The sequence below is a fragment of the Streptomyces sp. LARHCF249 genome (assembly GCF_052871255.1).
In genome coordinates, this window is record NZ_JBIXJQ010000002.1 from 112,543 (window position 1) to 132,515 (window position 19,973).

Genomic DNA, 19,973 nt, shown 5'->3' on the forward strand with positions numbered 1-19,973 from the left:
GGCCAACCGTGCGTTACCGTGACAAAGCGGACTGCGTGGAGCGTTGTCCACGTACCGGACGCCGAGACTCGTTCTTCGTAAGACCCAGGGAGAAACACATGGCCACCAAGGCTGAGAAGATCGTCGCCGGGCTCGGCGGTATCGACAACATCGACGAAGTCGAAGGCTGCATCACCCGCCTGCGCACCGAGGTCCACGACGCGAGCCTGGTCGACGAGGCCGCCCTGAAGGCCGCCGGCGCCCACGGCGTCGTCAAGATGGGCACCGCCATCCAGGTCGTCATCGGCACCGACGCCGACCCGATCGCCGGCGAGATCGAAGACATGATGTGAGCTGAGCCCACGCGCTCGGCCGGCTGAGCCCGCCGCGCTCGGCCCCACGCCTCGGACCCCGTCCCGGACCCCTCCGGACGGGGTCCTCGCGTTGCTCCACAGAGGCTAGGCTCGGAGCCATGTCTCGCATCGACGGCCGTACGCCCGAACAGCTCCGCCCGGTCACCATCGAACGCGGATGGAGCAAGCACGCCGAGGGCTCCGTCCTCATCTCCTTCGGAGACACCAAGGTCTTCTGCACCGCCTCCTTCAGCGAAGGCGTCCCGCGCTGGCGCAAGGGCAGCGGCGAAGGCTGGGTCACCTCCGAGTACTCGATGCTGCCCCGCTCCACCAACACCCGCGGCGACCGCGAGTCCGTCCGAGGCAAGATCGGCGGCCGCACGCACGAGATCTCCCGCCTCATCGGCCGCTCGCTGCGCGCCGTCATCGACTACAAGGCCCTCGGCGAGAACACCATCGTCCTGGACTGCGACGTCCTCCAGGCCGACGGCGGCACCCGCACCGCCGCGATCACCGGCGCCTACGTCGCCCTCGCCGACGCCGTCGCCTGGGGCCAGCAGAAGAAGCTGATCAAGGCCGGCCGCAAGCCCCTCACCGGGACCGTCGCCGCCGTCAGCGTCGGCATCGTCGACGGCGAACCGCTCCTCGACCTCTGCTACGAGGAGGACGTGCGCGCCGAGACCGACATGAACGTCGTCTGCACCGGCGACGGCCGCTTCGTCGAGGTCCAGGGCACCGCCGAGGGCGAGCCCTTCGACCGCAAGGAACTCAACGCCCTCCTGGACCTCGCGGCCGGCGGCTGCGCGGACCTGGAAGCCATCCAGCGGAGCGCGCTCGACCTGTGAGCGGCCCGTGAGCGGCAACCGCGACGCGCGGATTCGCGTCCGTCCTGGTACGGGCGCACGGTGTCACAGCCGTGCGCCCGTCCACGTACCTGACCCCTGGGGGACCCGATGATGAAGCAGACGATGAAGCCGAAGCACCGCGTCGCCGCCCTGGCGCTGGCCGCGGCCCTGGCCATACCCGCCCTCTCCTCCTGCGACGCGATCTCCACGGCGATGGACTGCGCCAACACGGCGGTGGCCATCACGGACGGCGCCAACGACCTCCAGCAGGCGGTCTCCCAGGCGGGCAACAGCCCGCAGGACGCCCAGAACGCGCTCAACCAGATCGAGGCGAACCTCAAGAAGATCGGCGACCAGACCGACAACACCGACCTGGGCAAGGCCATCGACTCGATGAACACCGCGGTGAAGAACGTCCGCACCGCCATCGAGAGCGGCGACGCCACCCCGGACATCCAGCCGGTCGCGGACGCGGCGAGCGAGATCTCCAAGGTCTGCACCCCGGGCTGACGGCTCCGGCGGGGCCGGAATAATGACGGCATGACCTCCACGCCGCCGCGCCTGATCCTGGCCACCCGCAACGCCGGCAAGATCGCCGAACTCCACGCCATCCTGTCCGACGCCGGCCTGCCGCACGAGCTGGTCGGCGCGGACGCGTACCCCGAGATCCCGGACGTCAAGGAAACCGGCGTCACCTTCGCCGAGAACGCCCTGCTGAAGGCCCACGCCCTCGCCCGGGCCACCGGCCTGCCGGCCGTCGCCGACGACTCCGGCCTGTGCGTGGACGTCCTGAACGGCGCCCCCGGCATCTTCTCGGCCCGCTGGGCCGGAACCCACGGCGACGACAAGGCGAACCTGGAACTCCTCCTGGCCCAGCTCGGCGACATCGCCGACGAGCACCGCGGCGCCCACTTCTTCTGTGCGGCGGCCCTGGCCCTGCCGGACGGCACCGAACGCGTCGTCGAGGGCCGCCTCCTGGGCACCCTGCGCCACACCCCGTCGGGCACGGGCGGCTTCGGCTACGACCCGATCCTCCAGCCGCTGGGCGAGTCCCGCACCTGCGCCGAACTCGCCCCGGCGGAAAAGAACGCCATCTCCCACCGCGGCCAGGCCTTCCGCGCCCTGGCCCCGGTACTGCGCGAACTGCTGGGCTGACGCCGGTACGCCGAAGGCCCGGCTCTGGGAGCCGGGCCTTGGTTTCTGCGGTTTGTGCGGCCGATGGGATTCGAACCCACATGGACTTTCGTCCAGAGGCACCTAAAACCTCCGCTTATACCGTTCAGCAACGGCCGCTCGCGCCGCAATCCTAGCCGGAGGGCCGCCGTTGTGGGTCTCAGATTGAAGTCTGACGGCGGGTCAGGCCGCCTCCGCACCAGGTGCTGGTGACCGCGTGGCGGTTGGGGCAACGGCGGCAGGTTTTCCCGGCGGTTGCCGCGCCGGCGTTGCGGCCGGTTCGTCCGATGAGCGCAGCGGCCCGCACCGGTGGGGTGCGGGCCGCTGCGGCGGGAAGGGCCGGGGTCAGACGCCCAGGTCCTTGATGATCTTGGCTACGTGGCCCGTGGCCTTGACGTTGTAGAAGGCGTGCTGGACCTTGCCGTCCTCGTCCACGACCACCGTCGAGCGGATGACGCCCGTCACCGTCTTGCCGTACAGCTTCTTCTCGCCGTACGCGCCGTAGGCGGTCAGGGTCTCCTTCTCCGGGTCGCTGACCAGGGTGACCTTCAGGTCCTCCTTCTCGCGGAACTTCGCGAGCTTCTCCGGCTTGTCCGGGGAGACGCCGATGACGTCGTAGCCGGCCGTCGCCAGGACGTCCAGGTTGTCCGTGAAATCGCAGGCCTGCTTGGTGCAGCCCGGCGTCATCGCGGTCGGGTAGAAGTAGACGATCACCTTGCGGCCCTTGTGGGCGGCCAGCGAGACCTCGTTGCCGTCCGCGTCGGGCAGGGTGAAGGCGGGGGCGGTGTCGCCCGGCTGAAGTCGCTCGCTCATGTCGGCAGTCTCCTCGGGAGGGGATCGGTATGGCATGAGCCTAAGCTGACGGAGCTGACAGACTGTCCATGACGGATCACGCCCACAGACGACACGACGACGGAGGCAGCGCGGTGCCGGAAGCCAGGACCCCCGCACAGATCGAGGCGGACATCGTCCGCCGCCGCGAGCAGCTCGCCGAGACGCTCGACGAGATCGGCGTGCGCATGCACCCGAAGACGATCATCGGGGACGCGAAGGCCAGGGTCGCCTCGACGGTCGACCAGACCGCCGGGCGGGCCTTCGTCGCGGTGAACCGTCTCGTGACGGACGCGAAGGCCTGCCTGCGCCACGACGACGGGACCCCGCGCGTCGGCCGGATCGTGCCCGTCGCGCTGGTGGCGGCCGGTGTGGTCGGGCTGCTGGTCGTCTCGGCGCGGCGCAAGCGCTGATGACCCTGCGGAGCGCGGGCCGGGCGAGGGCGGGTAGGTTCGGGGCGTGAGCGAGAACACCACCCACGACAAGCTGCCCATCCGGATGCTGCACGACCGCGTGCTCGTGAAGTCCGACCTGCCGGAGGGCGAGCGCCGCTCGGGCGGCGGCATCCTCATTCCGGCGACGGCCGCGGTGGGCAAGCGGCTCGCCTGGGCGGAAGTGGTCGCCGTCGGACAGAACGTACGGAGCGTGGAGCCCGGCGACCGGGTTCTGTACGACCCCGAGGACCGGGCCGAGGTCGAGGTGCGGGGGGCGACGTACGTGCTCATGCGCGAGCGGGATCTGCACGCCGTGGCCGCCGAGCGGCTGGAAGGCGCGAAGGACTCGACCGGGCTTTACCTCTGATTCCTCTGTGAAGACTGCTCTACAGGGCTGGTGGCCGAGGTCACCAGCCCTTTTCGGTGTCCTTTGCTACGGTTGAGGGGAACCCGACGAGACGCGCCGTACCGGGTACGACAAGACGACGCACCCCGTATCGCTCGATGTCTCGGAGGTGCCGTCATGGCATGGGTTCTGCTGCTTCTCGCCGGTGTGCTCGAGGTCGGCTGGTCGATCGGCATGAAGTTCACCGAAGGATTCACCCGGCTGTGGCCCAGTGTGTTCACGGGCGCCGGGATCGTCGCCAGCATGGTGCTGCTGTCCTACGCAGCGAAGACCCTGCCCATCGGCACCGCGTACGGCGTATGGGTGGGCATCGGCGCCGCCGGTGCGGCCGTGCTCGGTATGGCGGTGCTGGGTGAGCCCGTCACCGCCGCCCGGATCTTCTTCATCTGCCTGCTGCTGGTCGCCGTGGTGGGGCTGAAGGCCACCTCCGGCCACTAGCCGCTGCTCGGACGGGGCTATTCGAGGAAGGCCGACGGGGGGCGCATGCCTCCCGACGCGCCCGCGTCGGCGCCCTGGCTCGCGCCCTGAGCGGCGCCCTGGGTCGTGCCGGCCTGGGTGCCCGCGGAGGTGCCGCCCTGGGCGCCCTGGGTGGTGCCTCCGTTGTCCTGTCCTCCTTGGGTCCGGCCGCCGTTGGTCCGGCCCCCCTGGTCCTGTCCGCCGTTGTCCTGGCCGCCCGTCGGGTTCGGCGGGGTCGGGCGGGTCGGGCGGACGGGCGGGGTCGGGGAGCGGTCGCCGGGTGTCGGCTCCTCCGGCGGGAACGGCTCGAAGCTGGGCGACGGCGGAGGCTGGGAGGCGCCGGGCTGGAGTTCCAGGTCGAAGTCGACGGGGTCGGCGCCCTCCAGGGCGGTCTTCGTGTACGCGGCCCAGATCCGGGCCGGGTAGCCGCCTCCGCCGATGCGGGATTCCCCGAGGGCGTCGTACAGCGACTGCAGGGCGCCGGTGTCCGGGTCCTGGCCCATCATCGCGACCACCGTGACGAGGTCCGGGGTGTACGCGGCGAACCAGGCGGAGCGGTCGAGTTCGCCGGTCCCGGTCTTCCCGGCGGCCGGGTGGCCGGCGGCGAGGGCGGCCGTGCCGGTGCCGTTGTCGACGACGCTGACCAGCATGGACGTGGTGGTGTCGGCGGCCTCGCGGCTGATCGCCTGGGTGGCGGTGCGCTCGGGCAGGGCGATCGTGTCGTCCTCCTTGGTGATCTTCTCCAGGAAGGTGTAGGGCGTGCGCCGGCCGTGGTCCGCGAGGGTCGCGTACGCCTGCGTCATGTCCAGGACGCTGGCTTGGAGGGTGCCGAGCGCCATGGCGGGGACGGGTTCGAAGTTCGGGGTGGTCTCGGGGATGCCGAGGGCGACGGCCGTCTCCTTGACCTTGAGGGTGCCGACGTCGACGGCCATCTGCGCGTACACGGCGTTGACGGAGAGGTCGGTGGCGGTGTTGACGGTGATGTTCCCGTACGAGACCTGGCCCTCGTTCTCGGGGGCGAAGCGGATCCGGCCGCCGACGACGGGGCGTTTGTTGTCGCCGTTGTAGACGGTGTGGGGGGTGATCCGGCGGCCGTCCTGGGTGCGGGAGTCGTTCTCGACGGCGGCGGCGAAGACGAACGGCTTGAAGGTGGAGGCGACCTGGTAGTCGTGCCGGGTCGCGTTGTTGACGTACTGCTTGGTGTAGTCGATGCCGCCGTACAGGGCGACGACCTTGCCGGTGGCCGGGTCGATGGAGACCCCGCCGGCCCGGACCACCCGGTCCGCCTTGCGCTTCTCCGGGTCGAGTTTGGCGACCATCTGGTCGTCGACGGCTTCGACGAAGGCGTTCTGGCGGCGCCTGTCGATGGTGGTGGTGATGCGGTAGCCGCCCTCGGCGAGGGTCTTGTCGTCGAGGACCTTGTTCTCGACGATGTAGTCCTTGATCGCCTCCACCAGGTATCCGCGCTGGCCGGACAGTCCGGCGGCCGCGCGGACCTTGCCCGGTTCCGGGAACTGGGTCGCGGCGCGTTCGGCGGCCGGCAGCCAGTCCTTCTTGACCATGCCGTCGAGCACGTAGTTCCAGCGGGCGAGGGCGCGGGGGCGGCTCTGGGGGTGCGAGACGACGTCGAAGGCGCTGGGGGAGTTGAGGAGGGTGGCCAGGTAGGCGCCCTCGGCGGTGGTGAGTTGGCCGGCGTCCTTGCCGTAGTAGGCCTGCGAGGCGGCCTGGATGCCGTACGCGTTGCGGCCGAAGTAGCTGGTGTTCAGGTACCCCTCGAGGATGTAGCCCTTCGATTTCTCGCGACCGAGTTTGATCGCGATGAAGAACTCCTTGACCTTCCGGTTGATCGTCTGCTCCTGGCCCAAGTAGTAGTTCTTGACGTACTGCTGGGTGATCGTCGAGCCGGACTGGGTGCCCTTGCCGGTCGCGGTGTTCCAGGCGGCGCGGAGCATCGCCTGGGGGTCCACCGCCCGCTCGGAGTAGAAGTTCCGGTCCTCGGCGGCCAGTACGGCCCGCTGGACGGTCAGCGGGACCTGTGACAGCGGGATGTTGACGCGGTCGACCTCGCCGTCGCGGGCGAGCTGGGAGCCGTCGGAGTAGAGGTAGACGTTCGACTGGGCGGTCGCGGCGGCGTTGGCCGGCGGGATGTCCACGAGCAGGTACCCGGCGACGAGGGCGCCGCCGAGCAGCAGGGCGAGGAGCAAGACGGTTCCCAGGACCATGCGCCAGGTGGGCAGGATGCGGCGCCAACCGGTCCGTTTGCGCCGGGCCTTCTTGCCGGCCTTCGCGTCGGCGGTCCTGCCGGCCGTCCTGCCGGCCGTCCTGTCCGGCTCGGCGGGCGCCGCCGCGGGTGGTCCGTCGGGCGTGTCCGGGTCGCGAGGGGTCCAGCCCGGTGGTGGTGACTGGTCGCTCATCTCCAGGACTCCTCGGCGCCGTGCGAAATATCCACTTCTGTACCTCATGGTGTCTACCCGATTGGCCGCCGATTCCGCTCCGGACGGGGGTAAATCGGTCGCGTGGCTCGCCCCTCCGCACTAAGCTCGCGCGCTTTGGCCGACGTAGGAACGACGTGGGAAACGGAGGGATACGGTGCGTCAGAAAGTGCGGCCGGGAGTCCGGCACCGGGTGCCGCTCTACCTGGCTGTCGCGGCCGGAGGGTTCAGGCGCTACGCCACCTACGGCACGGCGACGGCGGCCGGGGTGTTCACCAACACCGTGTTCGGTTTCATCGTCGCGTACACGTACATCGCCCTGTGGGACGAGCGGCCCGGCCTCGGCGGCTACGACCAGGCGCAGGCCCTGACGTTCGTATGGGTGAGCCAGTCGCTGCTCGCCGCCGGGGCGCTGATCGGGGGCGGTTTCCAGGAGACGTTCCAGGAGCGCGTCCGTACGGGCGACATCGCCGTCGACCTGTACCGGCCGGCCGACCTCCAGATGTGGTGGCTCGCGGCCGACCTGGGACGGGCCGCCTTCCAGTTGGTGGGGCGCGGGGTGGTTCCGCTGGCGGCCGGGGCGCTGGCCTTCCAGCTGGCGCTGCCCGCCGATCCGGTGCGCTGGCTGCTGTTCCTGGTCTCCGTCGTGCTGGGGCTGGTGGTGAGCTTCGGGCTGCGCTACCTGCTGGGGCTGGCCGCGTTCTGGCTGATGGACGGGTCCGGGATCAATCTGATGGCGCAGGTCGTCACGGTCTTCTTCTCCGGTGTGCTGCTGCCGCTCACGGTGTTCCCGGGCGGGTTCGGGGAGTTGGTCCGGAGCCTGCCGTGGGCGGCGATGCTCCAGGTCCCGATGGACGTGCTGCTGGGTAAGCACTCCGGGGCCGGGAGCGCCGCCGGAGCGCTGGGGTTCCAGGCCGCGTGGGCGTGCGTACTGCTGGGCGCGGGGCGGCTGTTGCAGTCGGCGGCGACGCGGAAGGTGGTGGTCCAGGGTGGCTGAGGCGGTACTGGAGCGGGAGCCGGGGCCGGAGCCGGAACGGGAGCCCGAGCGGGAGCCGGAACGGGAGTTCGCGGCGGTGGAGGTGCCCCGGCGCGGCCGGGTGCGGGAGGGGCTGCGCGGCTACGGGCTGATCGCGGCGATGTGGATCCGGTCGACGATGACCTACCGGACCTCCTTCTTCCTCTCGGTGTTCGGGAACGCGGCGATCCAACTGCTCGACTTCGTCGGGATCTGGATCATGTTCCAGCACGTGGACGCGCTGGGCGGCTTCTCGCTGCCCGAGATCGCCTTGCTGTACGGGTCCTGCTCGGCCTCGCTGGGCCTGGCCGACCTCCTGCTCGGCAACACCGACCGGATCGGCGCCCGCGTCCGCGACGGCTCGCTCGACACCATGCTGGTGCGCCCGGTTCCGCTGATCGCACAGGTCGCGGCGGACCGGTTCGCGCTGCGCCGGCTGGGGCGCATCGGGCAGGGTCTGGTGGTGCTGGGCTGGGCGGTGTCGGTGCTGGACGTGGACTGGTCGGCCGGGAAGGTGCTGCTGGTGCCCGTCATGATCGTGGCCGGGGCGGCGATCTTCGCGGCGGTGATGGTGGCCGGGGCCGCGTTCCAGTTCGTCGCCGGGGACGCGGCGGAGGTGCAGAACTCCTTCACGTACGGAGGGAACGCGATGCTCCAGTACCCGCCGACGATCTTCGCGAAGGACCTGCTGCGCGGGGTGACCTTCATCGTCCCGCTGGCCTTCGTCAACTGGCTGCCGGCGCTGCACGTGCTGGGTCGGCCCGATCCGCTGGGGCTGCCGGGGTGGGTCGCGTACCTGAGCCCGCTGGTGGCCTTCGTGGTGTTCCTGCCCGCGTCGCTGGCGTGGCGCGCGGGAGTCCGTTCGTACCGAAGCACGGGGAGCTAGTGGTGTCGGATCCAGCTGTGCAGGATGCGCTGATCTCGTTGGACGGGGTCGAGAAGGTCTTCGGCGTACGGCGCCGGGTGGGCCTGATGCGCCGGGAGAAACGCGAGGTCAGGGCGGTGGACGGGATCAGCTTCGCGGTGGCGCGGGGCGAGATGGTCGGCTACATCGGACCCAACGGCGCCGGGAAGTCGACCACGATCAAGATGCTGACCGGCATCCTGACGCCGACCGGCGGCCGGCTGCGCGTCGCGGGGATCGACCCGGCGCGGGAGCGGATGCGGCTCGCGCACCGGATCGGCGTGGTGTTCGGGCAGCGCACGACGCTGTGGTGGGACCTGCCGCTGAAGGACTCGTACGGTCTGATGCGGCGGATGTACCGGATCCCGCGGGCGCGGTACGCGGAGAACCTCGAGCGCTGCGTGGAGCGGCTGGACCTGGCCGAGCTGCTCGACGTTCCGGTACGCCAGCTGTCGCTGGGGCAGCGGATGCGCGGGGACATCGCGGCGGCCCTGCTGCACGATCCGGACGTGCTGTACCTGGACGAGCCGACGATCGGGCTCGATGTGGTGAGCAAGGCGAAGGTGCGGGGCTTCCTGCGGCAGCTGAACGCGGAGCTCGGCACGACGGTGCTGCTGACCACGCACGACCTCCAGGACATCGAGCAGCTGTGCGAGCGGGTGATGGTGATCGACCACGGGCGGCTGATGTACGACGGGCCGCTGGCCGGGCTGCACGCGGCGGGGTCGGTGGGGGAGAGCGAACGGACGCTGGTGATCGACCTGGAGCGGGAGCTCGGGCCGATCGAGGTGCCGGGCGCGCGGGTGGTGAAGGTGGACGGGCCGCGCCAGTGGCTGGCGTTCCCGGCGGGGGCTTCGGCAGCGCCGCTGGTCGCGGCGGTGGCGGCGCGGTATCCGCTGCTGGACCTGTCGGTGCGGGAACCGGACATCGAGGACGTGATCGCGCGGATGTACGCGGGGCGGGAGTAGCGGGGGCCTCGTGGCGGGCCGGGAGCCGGGAGCCGGGGGCCGGGGGCCGGGGGCCGGGGGCCGGGGGTAAATCAGGGGCAACCCGGAGTCGGACAGGGGTTCAAGCCGTACAACTCCCCGGGTTCCCTGCATAGGCTGGTCCGCATGAGTGACGAGCGGCCGGAGAAGCCGTTGCCGGAGCTGAGGGCGTCGGATGCCGACCGGGACCGGGTGGTGGAGCGTCTGCGGGACGCCGTCGCCGAGGGCCGGCTCGACATGGAGGAATTCGAGGAGCGGCTGGAGGCGGCGTACACGTCCCGTACGTACGCGGAACTGGAACCGCTGACCAGGGACCTTCCGGCGGCCGGGGGCGCGGCGCCGCTGCCGGCGCCCGCGGCGGCCGCCGGTTCGTCCTGGCCGGCGCGGATCGGCGGCCGGGGCACGTCCACGAACGCGATCGCGGTCATGTCGGGGTTCCAGCGCAAGGGGGTGTGGACCGTGCCCGCCCGCTTCGACGCGGTGGCGTTCTGGGGCGGCGGGGAGCTGGACCTGCGCGAGGCCAACTTCGCGGAGCGCGAGGTGGTGATCAACTGCATCGCGATCATGGGCGGCATCCAGATCACGGTGCCGCCGGGCGTGGAGGTCGACGTACGGGGCATCGGCCTGATGGGCGCGTTCGACCAGCGAGACAGCCCGGGCCCGGCGGAGCCGGGCGCTCCGCGCGTGGTCGTGACGGGCCTGGCCTTCTGGGGCGGCGTGGAGATCAAGGTCAAGTCGCCGAAACGCCCCCCGTCGGGGCCGTCACTGCAGAAGCGGCCGTAGGGGCAGGCCGTCTGCGGGGCCGCCGGGCGACCGGGGGCGCCGGCGGGCCAACGGGGGCGGCCGGCGGGCCAACGCGGGTGGCCGCCGGGCCCCGACCGCCACCCCCCGCGGGAGCGAAACGGCGTGCCGGGAACTCCTGGCGCCTCCCAGTAGTCGGATGCTATGCAGACAAAACCGGCGCGCCCCGGGGGAAGGCAGGACCACGTGGACCACCGCACCACCACCGGAGGTGCCGCCCCACCGCCACCGCGACCGCCGTCACGCGCGGCCGCGGCAACGGCAACGGCCACGGCAACGGCCAGGGCGACGGCAGCGGCGGCGTCACGCGGCGCGTTCGTGTTCAGCGCCGCCGACGAGGAGCGCCGCCGCGGCGTCCGCCGGATGAAGACCACCGCGACCGGCCTGCTGATCCTGGTCGCGCTGGTCTACGTACTGGCCAAGTACGCCCAGCACGCCTGGGGCGCCGGCGGCTGGGCCGGCTACGTCGCGGCCGCCGCCGAGGCCGGCATGGTCGGCGCGCTCGCGGACTGGTTCGCCGTCACCGCCCTGTTCCGGCGGCCCCTCGGCCTGCCCATCCCGCACACGGCGATCATCCCGACCAAGAAGGACCAGCTCGGCATCTCCCTCGGGGAGTTCGTCGGCGAGAACTTCCTCTCCTCCGACGTGGTCAAGGCCCGCCTCCACTCCCTCGGCATCGGCGGCCGCCTCGGTGCCTGGCTGGCGGAGCCAGCGCACGCCGACCGGGTCACCGCGGAGCTGGCCACCGCCCTGCGCGGAGCGCTGACCGTACTGCGCGACGCCGACGTGCAAGCCGTCGTGGGCGAGGCCATCACCCGGCGCGCCGAGACCGCCGAGATCGCCCCGGGCATCGGCAAGACCCTGGAACGGGTCGTCGCGGACGGCGGTCACCACCGCGCCGTCGACCTGGTGTGCGCCAAGGCCCACGACTGGCTGGTCACGCACGGGGAGTCGGTGATGGACGCGGTCCAGGGCGGGGCGCCCGGCTGGACCCCGCGGTTCGTGGACCGCAAGATCGGCGACCGCGTGTACAAGGAGCTGCTCCGCTTCGTCACGGAGATGCGCGACATGCCCGCGCATCCCGCCCGCGGGGCGGTGGACCGCTTCCTGACGGACTTCGCGGCCGACCTCCAGTCGGACACGGAGACCCGGGCCCGGGTCGAGCGGCTCAAGTCCGAGCTGCTGCAGCGCGGCGAGATCCAGGACGTGATCGCCTCCGCCTGGACCGCGATCCGGTCGATGATCATTTCGGCGGCGGAGGACGAGCAGAGCGAGCTGCGCCTGCGGGTGCGTTCCTCGCTGATGTCCCTGGGGGCGCGGCTGGCCACGGACGGCCGGCTCCAGGACAAGGTGGAGGGCTGGATCGAGGGCGCGGTCGTCTACGTCGTCACCACCTACCGGATCGAGATCACCTCCCTGATCACGGACACGGTGGCGGCTTGGGACGCCGAGCACACGTCCCGCAAGATCGAGGCCCACATCGGCCGGGACCTGCAGTTCATCCGCATCAACGGCACGGTGGTCGGCGCCCTGGCGGGCCTGCTGATCTACACGGTGTCCCGCGCGGTCGGCGCGTAATCCCCACGGGCCCGGCAGCCCTTCCGACCGGTAGTCGCTACCGGCCGGCGAGCCCTTCCGCCGGTCCTCAGCCGCGGTCGGCGACGGCCCAGGACGCGGCGGCCACGACCCCGGCGGCCCCGAACACGGCCGGCCACGCGCCGACCTTCTTGGCCAGCGGGTGCGCGCCCGCGAAGCCGGCCAGGTACAGCGCGCCGAGCCCGGCCGCCGCGGGCGCGCCGCCCCGGCGGTGCCACTCGCGTCCGGCGGCGAGCCCGGCCGCGCCGAGGACGACACCGCCCAGCGGCCGCTTCTTGGTCCACCGGGCGACGGCGTAGCCGCCGACCAGCCCGGCGGCCGCCACCACGGAACTCGGTACCCGCGCCATGTCGAACTCCTCGGTTTTTCCCGTCATATGGGTCGCTCGCTCGCTCGCTCGTTCTCGTTCTACTTCTCGTACGAGGCTAACGCGGCCGCCCGGCCATCCGGCGGGCGCCCAGCACCCACACCACCACGACCACGGCTCCGCCGATCAGGGCGTCCGGCACCGCGTCCCGTACGGCGCGCGGCAGCAGCGCGACGACGCCCAGGACGAGAAGAAAGGCGAGCGTGCACCGGCCGGCCGCCCGAAGCAGTCTGTCCACGGCTGCTCAACGCGGGGGCGGGGCCTGTCGACACGGAGGGCGCGGAGGGGATTTGTCGCACACTCGCCGGATCCGTGCGATGTGCGCCGAAGGAACCCGAAGGGCATACATTCACTCTCCCCACCCAAAGGGAAAAATCCCGCCTCTCACCACGCACTCAGGAGCCAGGACATCGTGATCTGCTACGGACAGGCCGTCCTCGACCTCGCGGACGAACTGGTCGACGCCTACGCCGACGTCTTCTCCGGTCCGCCCTGGAACGAGGACGAAGAAACCATTCGCCAGTTCGCCGCCCGCCTCCCGGCCGACGCCCGACGCCCCGGCTTCCGTACGGCCCTCGCCCAGTCCCGGGTCGGCATCGACGGCTTCGCCACGGGCTGGATCACCCCGGCCACCTTCCCCAAGAACCGCGCGTACGCGCAGGTCCGGGCACAGCTGGGCCCGGACCGCGTGCGGGAGCTCCTGACCGGCGCGCTGGAGATAGACGAACTCGCCGTACGCCCCTACGCGCGCGGCCGCGGAACGGGCCGGGCCCTGCTCACCGAGATCACCGCCGACGCCCCGGACCGGCGTGCCTGGCTGCTGACCTCCCGCCTGGCCACCGACACCGTGGCCACGTACCGCCGCCTGGGCTGGCACGAGGTCCCGGCCCGCCCGGGCACGGAGACGGGCGTGATCGTCTTCCTCTCCCCGGACCACCCCAGCCGCTGAGGGGTGTCCCCCACCCCCCGCCGGGGCATACCCGCCGCATGATCACACCCACCGACCAGCCCCAGCCCCAGCAAGCCGGCCAGCACCCGCCGGCCACGCACACCCAGCTGCCTCAACAGGGCGGACAGGCCCGACACCGCAGGCACCCCGGTCAGACCCGGCAGACAGGTCAGGCCCGGCAGACAGGTCAGCCCCAGCACCCCGGTCAGGCCGAGCACTCCGGTCAGACCCAGCACCCCGGTCAGCCCCGGCACCCTGGTCAGCCCGAGCATCCCGCTCAGGCCCAGCGCCCCGGTCAGACCCGGCAGACGGGCCAGCCCCAGCGCCCCGGTCAGCCCCAGCGCCCCGGCCAGCCCCAGCACCCTGGCCAGCCCCAGCGCCCCGGTCAGACCCGGCACCCCGGTCAGGCCCGGCAGACAGGCCAGCCCCAGCACCCCGGTCAGGCCCGGCAGACAGGTCAGCCCGAGCACCCCGGTCAGGCCCAGCAGGCAGGTCAGCCCCAGCACGCAGGTCAGCCCGAGTCCCCGGGTCAGCCTGAGCATCCCGGTCAGCCCCAGCGCCCAGGTCAGGCCCAGCGCCCCGGTCAGACCCGGCAGACAGGTCAGCCCCAGCACCCCGGTCAGGCCCAGCAGGCAGGTCAGCCCCAGCACGCAGGTCAGTCCCAGCACCCCGGTCAGCCCCAGCACCCCGGTCAGACCCGGCAGACCCGGACGCCCGAGCAGACCCGGACGCCCGAGCGGCCCAGCCGAACCCGGCAAGCAGGCCAACCCCAGCAGCCTCCCCAGCCCCCAGTGCCCCGCCAACAGCCCCCAGCGCCCCACCAGACCTCCGCGCCCCACCCGACCCCCGCGCCCCACCAGACGCCCGCGCCCCGCCGCCAGCTCAACCTGGCCACGCGTCACCAGCTCGCCGCGGCCGGCGTCCCCCACGGCACGATCACCTCACGGACCCGCCCGGGCGGCCCCTGGCAGCGCTTACTGCCCCGGGTCTACCTCCTCCAGACCGGGCCCCCGGACCAGCGCCAACGCGCCCTCGCCGCCGTCCTGTACGCCGCCGAACCCGCCGCGGACCCCCTGTCCGGCGAAACGGCCGCCCTCACCGGCGCAGCAGCGCTCGCCCTCCTCGGCATCCGCGAGGCCCCGTACGGCCCGGCCGCCCCGGCGGACGTCCTGATCCGCGCCCCGCGCCGGCTCACCGGCACCCCGGAGGTCCGCCCGCTCCCCACCTCCCGCTGGCCGCGCACGATCACGGTCTGCGGCATCCCCAGCACCCGCCCGGTCCGCGCGGTGGCCGACTTCGCCTCCCGCGCCGTGGACGCCGACGCCGACCGCATCCGCTCGACCCTTGCCCACGTGGTCCAGGCCGGCTGGTGCCACCCGCACGACCTGCACGCCGAACTCCGCGCCGCCCGCCTCCTCGGCCGCCCCGCGATCCGCGCCGCCGCCTCCGAACTCCTCGCCGGAGTCCGCTCGATCGCCGAGGCCCAGGCCCGCGACGTCCTCACCGCGACGGACCTCCCGACCCCCCTGTGGAACGCACGCCTCTACACCCCGGACGGCACCTTCCTGGCCAGCCCGGACGCCTACTGGCCCGACGAGGGCGTGGCCCTGGAGATCGACTCGGCGGAGTACCACTACACCCGCGACGCCTGGCACGCCACCCTCCGCCGCCGCCTGCGCCTGGAGTCCCACGGCATCCTCGTCGTCAGCGCCACCCCCTCGATACTCCGCGACACCCCCACAGAAGTCCTCGCAGCCCTCCGCACCCTCCTCACCCTCACCACCCCCCGCCCCACCCCACCCAACGCCCTCGCCCGCGGCCACCAACAACTCTGGCTGCCGTTCTGAGTGGGCCCGCGCCCGAGCGGTTCACAATGGTGGGGTGGAGAAACTGGCAACGACGGCGACCGTGCGTACTCGAATGAGTCGCCAGAAGAGCCGCGACACCGGCGTGGAGGTGGCCTTGCGCAAGGCACTGCACGCCAAAGGGGCTCGGTACCGGATCCACCGGAAGCCGGTGAAGGGCGTCAGGCGCGAGGCCGACATCGTGTTCGGACCGGCACGCGTGGCCGTGTTCGTGGACGGCTGTTTCTGGCACTGCTGCCCCGTGCACGCCACGTGGCCGAAGAACAACGCCGAGTTCTGGCGCGCCAAGATCGAAGGGAATCGGCGTCGCGACCTGGACACGGACGCCCGGCTGGCCGAGGCGGGATGGCTGGCCGTGCGTGTCTGGGAGCACGAGCGGGCGGACGAGGCGGCAGAGCGCGTGCTGGAGGTCGTCGCAAGTCGTCGCGCGAGCACACGTCCCAAGTCCCGAGCGCAAGGCTCCATCTCGAATATTTGACAGCACCCTCCTTGTCAAATAACCCCTGTTAGGGTGATCGCGACGTACGCGGTGGCGAGCCGAACAGCGGAGGGCGATGCATGGATCACCGAGGTGAGGCTTTCGGTCCCTGGCTGGCGCGGCAGTTGAACCGAATGGACATGTCGCAATCCGACCTGGCAGCCCGACTCGGGTTGACCCGTGCGGCCGTTTCCGCCTGGGTGAATGGGCGTGCGGAGCCTCGTGAGGAGACCAAACGGTCGCTGGCCGAGGTATTCGGCACCAACCCCGACCTGGTCGAAAGTCGAACGAGCGACATATCGATGAATCGTCCGTTGCGGTGGCACCATCGCACGGCTCATGCCGACGGCGGGCGCGAGTACGGCAACGCCGCTGCCTTCGCTTTCGACGCGGACATGGCTGTTCTGGCCCGGGAGGCCACTCAGAACGCGCTTGACGAGCGACTCGACGCCAACGCGCCGGTTCGAGTGCACTACACGTTGCACGAATTGACGGGCGAGCACCTCTCCTCGTTCCTGGCCGCGCTCCAATGGGACGAGCTGCGCCCGCACTACGACCGGGCGGCCTCGGCGGAGCAGAAGGTGTCGAGGAGTCTGCGGGCGGCGTTGGACGAACTGGAGTCGAAGAACTCGCTGCTCCTGCTGCGCGTGGACGACTTCAACGCCAACGGGCTCACCGGACCGGAATATCACGACGGGCGCTTCGCCGCCGTCGTCAGGCGCCAGCTCGACAGTCACAAGCAGTCCGGCGGTCGTGCGGGCGGGTCATACGGCCTGGGCAAGGCAACGCTGTGGGCGGCCAGCCGTTTCGGTCTCGTCCTTATCAACTCCACGCTCTCCGAGCCGCACGAGGGCCGGACCGAACGACGCGTCATCGGACGTCTCGACCTGCCGTGGCGGCAGGTCGACGGCGAGGCCTTCGCCGGCCCGGCCTGGTTCGGCGAGCCGGATACGGACCCGGAACACAAGGACGTGTCGCGGTCGTGGTGGGCCGACGAGGACACGGCGCGAAGTTTGCACCTCGAGCGGCACACCGGCGAACCCGGCACGACGTTCCTGGTGGTCGGCGCCCACGATGCTTCGGGCGACGCGGAGGAGTTGCGTGACCTCCACGACAAAGTGGTGCGATCACTGGCCGACGGCTTTTGGGCGGCGATGATCGGAGGCGCCGCGGCAGGTCCCCTGCTGGAGGCGCGCGTGTCCACGTTCCGGGACGGGGAAGTCGTCGTGCCCGAGGAGCGAGTCGATCCCCACACCCGCCACCCTGCCTTGAGTCGCGCCCTCCAAGCGCACCTCGACGGCCGGACGGTCGACAGCCTGACGTCGGAGGACCACGTGGCGCGCGCCGAGGTGCCTCTGATCGTGACGCCTTTGAAGGGCAAGGGAAGAGCGCGGGACAAGGGCAGGGAGCACCGCGCCGTCCTTCTGCTGACTCCGGCGGCCGACGCGGACGAGCGACACAGTCGGGTGGTCTGCATGCGCGGCAACCGCATGACCATCACGGAGCATCGGCCGCGCGAACTGCCTCTGGGGACAATGCCGTTCCAGGCGGTACTGCTGGCCGGTTACGCAACGGACCGAAACGGTGAGGACGTGGCCCTGGCCGAGGAGTTCCTGCGCGCCTCGGAGCCACCCGAGCACGACCGTTGGGACCGGACAGAGGAACTCACATCGCTCTACGAGCGCGGCGCCGTCAGTCGTCTGAAGGAGTTTCGCAGCGATGTCGACAGGGCCGTGCGCGCCTTGGTGGGCAGGCGTGAGATGAAGCGCGCGGGTGGTCCTGCGGCGCTGCGCGAGCTGCTCACCTGGGACGCCCAGACCGGCGCGGCACGGCGGACCCAGGGTTTCCCAACGGTCCGTGGGGTGACGGCTCGCGTGGAGGAATCCGGAGCGTGGAGCGTGACCGTGGACGTCAGACTCCCTCTTGCCGAGGACCCGTGGCGATTGACGCCCGTCGCGAAGTTCGATGTGCGTTCGGGCGGGCGTCCGGTGGTCGAGTGGGCGGCCCTTGCCGCCGAGGAAGACTGCCGTGTGGAGAAGGGTGACCTCGTCGTCGAGCCTGGCGTGCGCAGGGCGGTGTTCCGCGGGATCACCGATCCCGCCACGCATCCGGTGCGCAGCGGATACGCCCGACTCGTGGTGGAGGTTCAGAAGGCTCGCGGAGGTTCGGCGTGACAGCGGTTTTCCCCTATCCGACGCTCTTCGGGGACGTGGAGCTGAGAGTCGTGTCGGTCTCGGTGGACAATCGGGAGCTCCCCTATTCGATGATCTCTGCCGGGGATCGGGCCGTCGCCCTGCACCAGGCGGGGCGTGGCGCGTGGGACCGGGCCCGGCTTCGGCTCTCGGTGGCCTTCCCGGAGGCAGAACTCGGATCGGGCCCGTGGTCCGATGTGGTGTTCCTCGCCGTCCTTTCGGAGAAGGCGACCAACGCCCGTACCACCTCGGTGCTTTCCCGGGCCGCGGACGGGACGATGCAGGGAACCATCGAGCTGGACAGCGTGGCGTACCTGCGGCGGGCCACGCTGGGCGTGTCGGTGGTCGCGACGGTGGAAGGCGTGGCAGGCCGGCTGGTGGGGTCCGCCGCCAGGGACTGGTATGTCGATCTGAAGGCCTCGACGCCTGCCAGGCAACGAGAGATCGAGATCGTAGAGGTGGACTTCAAGGAGGGTGAGCACGAGTGGCTTCGCCCCTACAAGGAGTCTGCTTGGATCGTCGAGACCACGGGCGATGTTCCGACCGTGTACCTCAACACCGGAGCAGTCGAGGGTTTGATGGAGGCGCTCGGTGGCTCCGGTGGCAGCCCGGCAGAGCGGATGCTGCGTGATCTTGCGGCCACCCAGATCGCCCAGGACGCCTGGACCGCGATGTTCCACACGGCCATCAGCGATCTGGACGCGGACGACGACGGAACTCCGATACTGCCCAAGGGGTGGCGCGAGTCGGTGCTGCGGTCCATGCTCCCCGACGTGTTGCCGGGCCGCCAACCGACCGACGCGCTCTATGAGATCGTCGAACGGCGGACCAGGGGCTACGGATGGGCCGAGATCCAGACCGGCGTGCAGTTCGCGGCCGGGAGGCGAAGCCGTGCGACGAGGAACCTGACCAATGCGGTGCGTTCCGTGCAGAACCTCGAAGGGGCCGGTGGTATGCGGTGAAGCGAGTCGACGGTGGAGAACTTCCTCCGACCTTGGGCTTGTTGACGGATGCTTCGGTGGCCAAGTACCTCGGTCGGGCAGTGCAGGCAGGCCAGGAGCGACCCCCTCAGGTCGCGCTCCGAAGGGCGGCCGAAACGCTGGGCGGTGCAGACCGGTGGCGGACCGAACCGGTGCGTGTCCTGGTCGACGAGGCGATGCGACGCTTCGAGGACCGTCGCACGGCTGCGGATGGCTGGCTCGCACCCCGGCTGCATGCCACCCTGCGCATGACGCGGGCCGAGGCCGCGGACGGCCGAGTGTGGAACTTCATCGCCATGGTCGTCGCCCCCGACTACGTCGCTTGGCGGCATCGGGGAGCCGACACGGACGGCGGTCCGGGCACGGCGACGGCCGCCCGCTTCTGCGGACCGCACTACACGCAGGCCTTCTCGCGCCTCTGGTGGGCCGCGGAGCTGTTCCGCAACGGGCCCGACTACCGCCCGGTCGAGACCGCCTGCCGGGTACAGGACGTGTTGCAGACCACGATGCGCTTGGACGTCATCGATCACCGCCCGACCGCACAGTCGATCCTGAAGGTTCTCGAACGGCAGCTCGCGGCAAGCGTGACTCGGCCCGGGGACCAGATCAACGCGCTCTCCTCAGCTGTGAATGCTGCCGGCAGCACCCTGGTGTACGACGTTCTGGCACCGGACCGACCGGCCGATACCGACGCACTCCAGGACTGGATCGACGAGGCGGAGGGCTCGGCGGCGGCTCCCTGGGATCGGCTGCCGGAAGGTCCAGAGGACGGCGAAGTGAGCCCCACCTCGGTGGATGCCCTTGTCCCGATCTTCGAGCAGTTGCTGGCCGAGGCGCCGCTGCGAGACCGCTCGGCGGGGAGGAAGAACGTTCCCGCGCCGCGGGTGCCGGCAGGGGTGAGCCTGGCCAAACCGTCGGACCCCCTCTGACC

At 71.2% G+C, this 19,973-nt stretch carries 22 protein-coding genes, 1 tRNA gene and 1 riboswitch; of the genes, 18 read left to right on the forward strand and 5 right to left on the reverse strand.

What is annotated here, in order from left to right; genetic code table 11:
• Positions 1-98: 98 nt before the first annotated feature.
• The 4 genes from ACIPUC_RS05340 to rdgB all read left to right on the forward strand — a co-directional run bounded on the left by ACIPUC_RS05340 (position 99) and on the right by rdgB (position 2,332).
• Positions 99-332, forward strand: a complete 234-nt coding sequence (locus tag ACIPUC_RS05340; RefSeq protein WP_446586884.1) for a glucose PTS transporter subunit EIIB — start codon at positions 99-101, stop codon at positions 330-332.
• 119 nt (positions 333-451) lie between these two features.
• Complete coding sequence (gene rph / locus ACIPUC_RS05345) at positions 452-1,177, forward strand: ribonuclease PH (protein ID WP_446586885.1); 726 nt, start codon at positions 452-454, stop codon at positions 1,175-1,177.
• Between the two features lie 123 nt (positions 1,178-1,300).
• The gene (locus ACIPUC_RS05350) at positions 1,301-1,687 is read left to right on the forward strand and encodes a hypothetical protein (protein WP_446586886.1); all 387 of its coding nucleotides are present in this window, start codon (positions 1,301-1,303) and stop codon (positions 1,685-1,687) included.
• A 30-nt stretch (positions 1,688-1,717) separates the two neighbouring features.
• The gene (rdgB, locus tag ACIPUC_RS05355; RefSeq protein WP_446586887.1) at positions 1,718-2,332 is read left to right on the forward strand and encodes an RdgB/HAM1 family non-canonical purine NTP pyrophosphatase; all 615 of its coding nucleotides are present in this window, start codon (positions 1,718-1,720) and stop codon (positions 2,330-2,332) included.
• Positions 2,333-2,387: 55 nt separating this feature from the next.
• On the opposite strand, the gene ACIPUC_RS05360 is transcribed toward rdgB, so the two are convergent.
• Positions 2,388-2,470 (reverse strand) — tRNA-Leu (locus tag ACIPUC_RS05360).
• Between the two features lie 225 nt (positions 2,471-2,695).
• Entirely contained in the window at positions 2,696-3,163 is a 468-nt protein-coding gene (gene bcp / locus ACIPUC_RS05365; RefSeq protein ID WP_446586888.1) for a thioredoxin-dependent thiol peroxidase, read from the reverse strand.
• A gap of 113 nt (positions 3,164-3,276) precedes the next feature.
• On the opposite strand from bcp, the gene ACIPUC_RS05370 reads away from it, so the two are divergent.
• From ACIPUC_RS05370 to ACIPUC_RS05380, 3 genes are all read left to right on the forward strand, one after another.
• Positions 3,277-3,594 carry a DUF3618 domain-containing protein gene (locus ACIPUC_RS05370; protein ID WP_446587613.1) on the forward strand — a complete coding sequence of 106 codons (318 nt, stop codon included), beginning with the start codon at positions 3,277-3,279 and terminating at the stop codon, positions 3,592-3,594.
• Between the two features lie 46 nt (positions 3,595-3,640).
• Positions 3,641-3,982: a GroES family chaperonin gene (locus ACIPUC_RS05375; protein ID WP_359942254.1), complete on the forward strand. Its 342-nt coding sequence runs from the start codon at positions 3,641-3,643 to the stop codon at positions 3,980-3,982.
• Between the two features lie 55 nt (positions 3,983-4,037).
• A riboswitch (guanidine-III (ykkC-III) riboswitch) is annotated at positions 4,038-4,107 on the forward strand.
• Between the two features lie 31 nt (positions 4,108-4,138).
• Positions 4,139-4,459, forward strand: coding sequence for a DMT family transporter (locus ACIPUC_RS05380; RefSeq protein WP_053693727.1), 321 nt, complete (start codon positions 4,139-4,141; stop codon positions 4,457-4,459).
• A 17-nt stretch (positions 4,460-4,476) separates the two neighbouring features.
• On the opposite strand, the gene ACIPUC_RS05385 is transcribed toward ACIPUC_RS05380, so the two are convergent.
• Positions 4,477-6,891, reverse strand: coding sequence for a transglycosylase domain-containing protein (locus ACIPUC_RS05385; protein ID WP_446586889.1), 2,415 nt, complete (start codon positions 6,889-6,891; stop codon positions 4,477-4,479).
• A gap of 211 nt (positions 6,892-7,102) precedes the next feature.
• Between ACIPUC_RS05385 and ACIPUC_RS05390 the strand changes: the two genes are divergently transcribed.
• The 5 genes from ACIPUC_RS05390 to ACIPUC_RS05410 all read left to right on the forward strand — a co-directional run bounded on the left by ACIPUC_RS05390 (position 7,103) and on the right by ACIPUC_RS05410 (position 12,193).
• Positions 7,103-7,906 (forward strand): ABC transporter permease, encoded by an 804-nt coding sequence (locus ACIPUC_RS05390; protein ID WP_446587615.1) that lies wholly within the window; start codon positions 7,103-7,105, stop codon positions 7,904-7,906.
• Positions 7,899-8,810 (forward strand): ABC transporter permease, encoded by a 912-nt coding sequence (locus tag ACIPUC_RS05395; protein WP_446586890.1) that lies wholly within the window; start codon positions 7,899-7,901, stop codon positions 8,808-8,810. Before ACIPUC_RS05390 ends, ACIPUC_RS05395 begins: the two co-directional genes overlap by 8 nt.
• 2 nt (positions 8,811-8,812) lie before the next feature.
• Complete coding sequence (locus ACIPUC_RS05400; protein ID WP_446586891.1) at positions 8,813-9,796, forward strand: ABC transporter ATP-binding protein; 984 nt, start codon at positions 8,813-8,815, stop codon at positions 9,794-9,796.
• 144 nt (positions 9,797-9,940) lie between these two features.
• Positions 9,941-10,597 carry a DUF1707 SHOCT-like domain-containing protein gene (locus ACIPUC_RS05405; protein WP_446586892.1) on the forward strand — a complete coding sequence of 219 codons (657 nt, stop codon included), beginning with the start codon at positions 9,941-9,943 and terminating at the stop codon, positions 10,595-10,597.
• A gap of 162 nt (positions 10,598-10,759) precedes the next feature.
• A complete protein-coding gene (locus ACIPUC_RS05410) occupies positions 10,760-12,193 on the forward strand; it encodes a DUF445 domain-containing protein (RefSeq protein WP_446586893.1) in 1,434 nt (477 codons plus the stop codon).
• 67 nt (positions 12,194-12,260) lie between these two features.
• Here the strand turns inward: ACIPUC_RS05410 and ACIPUC_RS05415 are convergent, their stop codons facing one another.
• Together ACIPUC_RS05415 and ACIPUC_RS05420 are read right to left on the reverse strand one after the other, a co-directional pair.
• On the reverse strand, positions 12,261-12,560 hold the full coding sequence (locus ACIPUC_RS05415; protein ID WP_362392311.1) for a hypothetical protein: 300 nt from the start codon (positions 12,558-12,560) through the stop codon (positions 12,261-12,263).
• Between the two features lie 76 nt (positions 12,561-12,636).
• A complete protein-coding gene (locus ACIPUC_RS05420) occupies positions 12,637-12,816 on the reverse strand; it encodes a hypothetical protein (RefSeq protein WP_446586894.1) in 180 nt (59 codons plus the stop codon).
• A 174-nt stretch (positions 12,817-12,990) separates the two neighbouring features.
• Here ACIPUC_RS05420 and ACIPUC_RS05425 point away from each other — a divergent pair, with 174 nt between their 5' ends.
• From ACIPUC_RS05425 to ACIPUC_RS05450, 6 genes are all read left to right on the forward strand, one after another.
• A complete protein-coding gene (locus tag ACIPUC_RS05425) occupies positions 12,991-13,527 on the forward strand; it encodes a GNAT family N-acetyltransferase (RefSeq protein ID WP_446586895.1) in 537 nt (178 codons plus the stop codon).
• 791 nt (positions 13,528-14,318) lie between these two features.
• Positions 14,319-15,374 (forward strand): hypothetical protein, encoded by a 1,056-nt coding sequence (locus ACIPUC_RS05430; RefSeq protein WP_446586896.1) that lies wholly within the window; start codon positions 14,319-14,321, stop codon positions 15,372-15,374.
• A gap of 34 nt (positions 15,375-15,408) precedes the next feature.
• On the forward strand, positions 15,409-15,870 hold the full coding sequence (locus tag ACIPUC_RS05435; protein ID WP_446586897.1) for a very short patch repair endonuclease: 462 nt from the start codon (positions 15,409-15,411) through the stop codon (positions 15,868-15,870).
• A gap of 80 nt (positions 15,871-15,950) precedes the next feature.
• Complete coding sequence (locus ACIPUC_RS05440; RefSeq protein ID WP_446586898.1) at positions 15,951-18,044, forward strand: helix-turn-helix domain-containing protein; 2,094 nt, start codon at positions 15,951-15,953, stop codon at positions 18,042-18,044.
• Positions 18,041-19,024, forward strand: a complete 984-nt coding sequence (locus ACIPUC_RS05445) for a hypothetical protein (protein WP_446586899.1) — start codon at positions 18,041-18,043, stop codon at positions 19,022-19,024. Before ACIPUC_RS05440 ends, ACIPUC_RS05445 begins: the two co-directional genes overlap by 4 nt.
• 56 nt (positions 19,025-19,080) lie before the next feature.
• The gene (locus ACIPUC_RS05450) at positions 19,081-19,971 is read left to right on the forward strand and encodes a DUF6339 family protein (RefSeq protein ID WP_446586900.1); all 891 of its coding nucleotides are present in this window, start codon (positions 19,081-19,083) and stop codon (positions 19,969-19,971) included.
• Positions 19,972-19,973 lie beyond the last annotated feature (2 nt).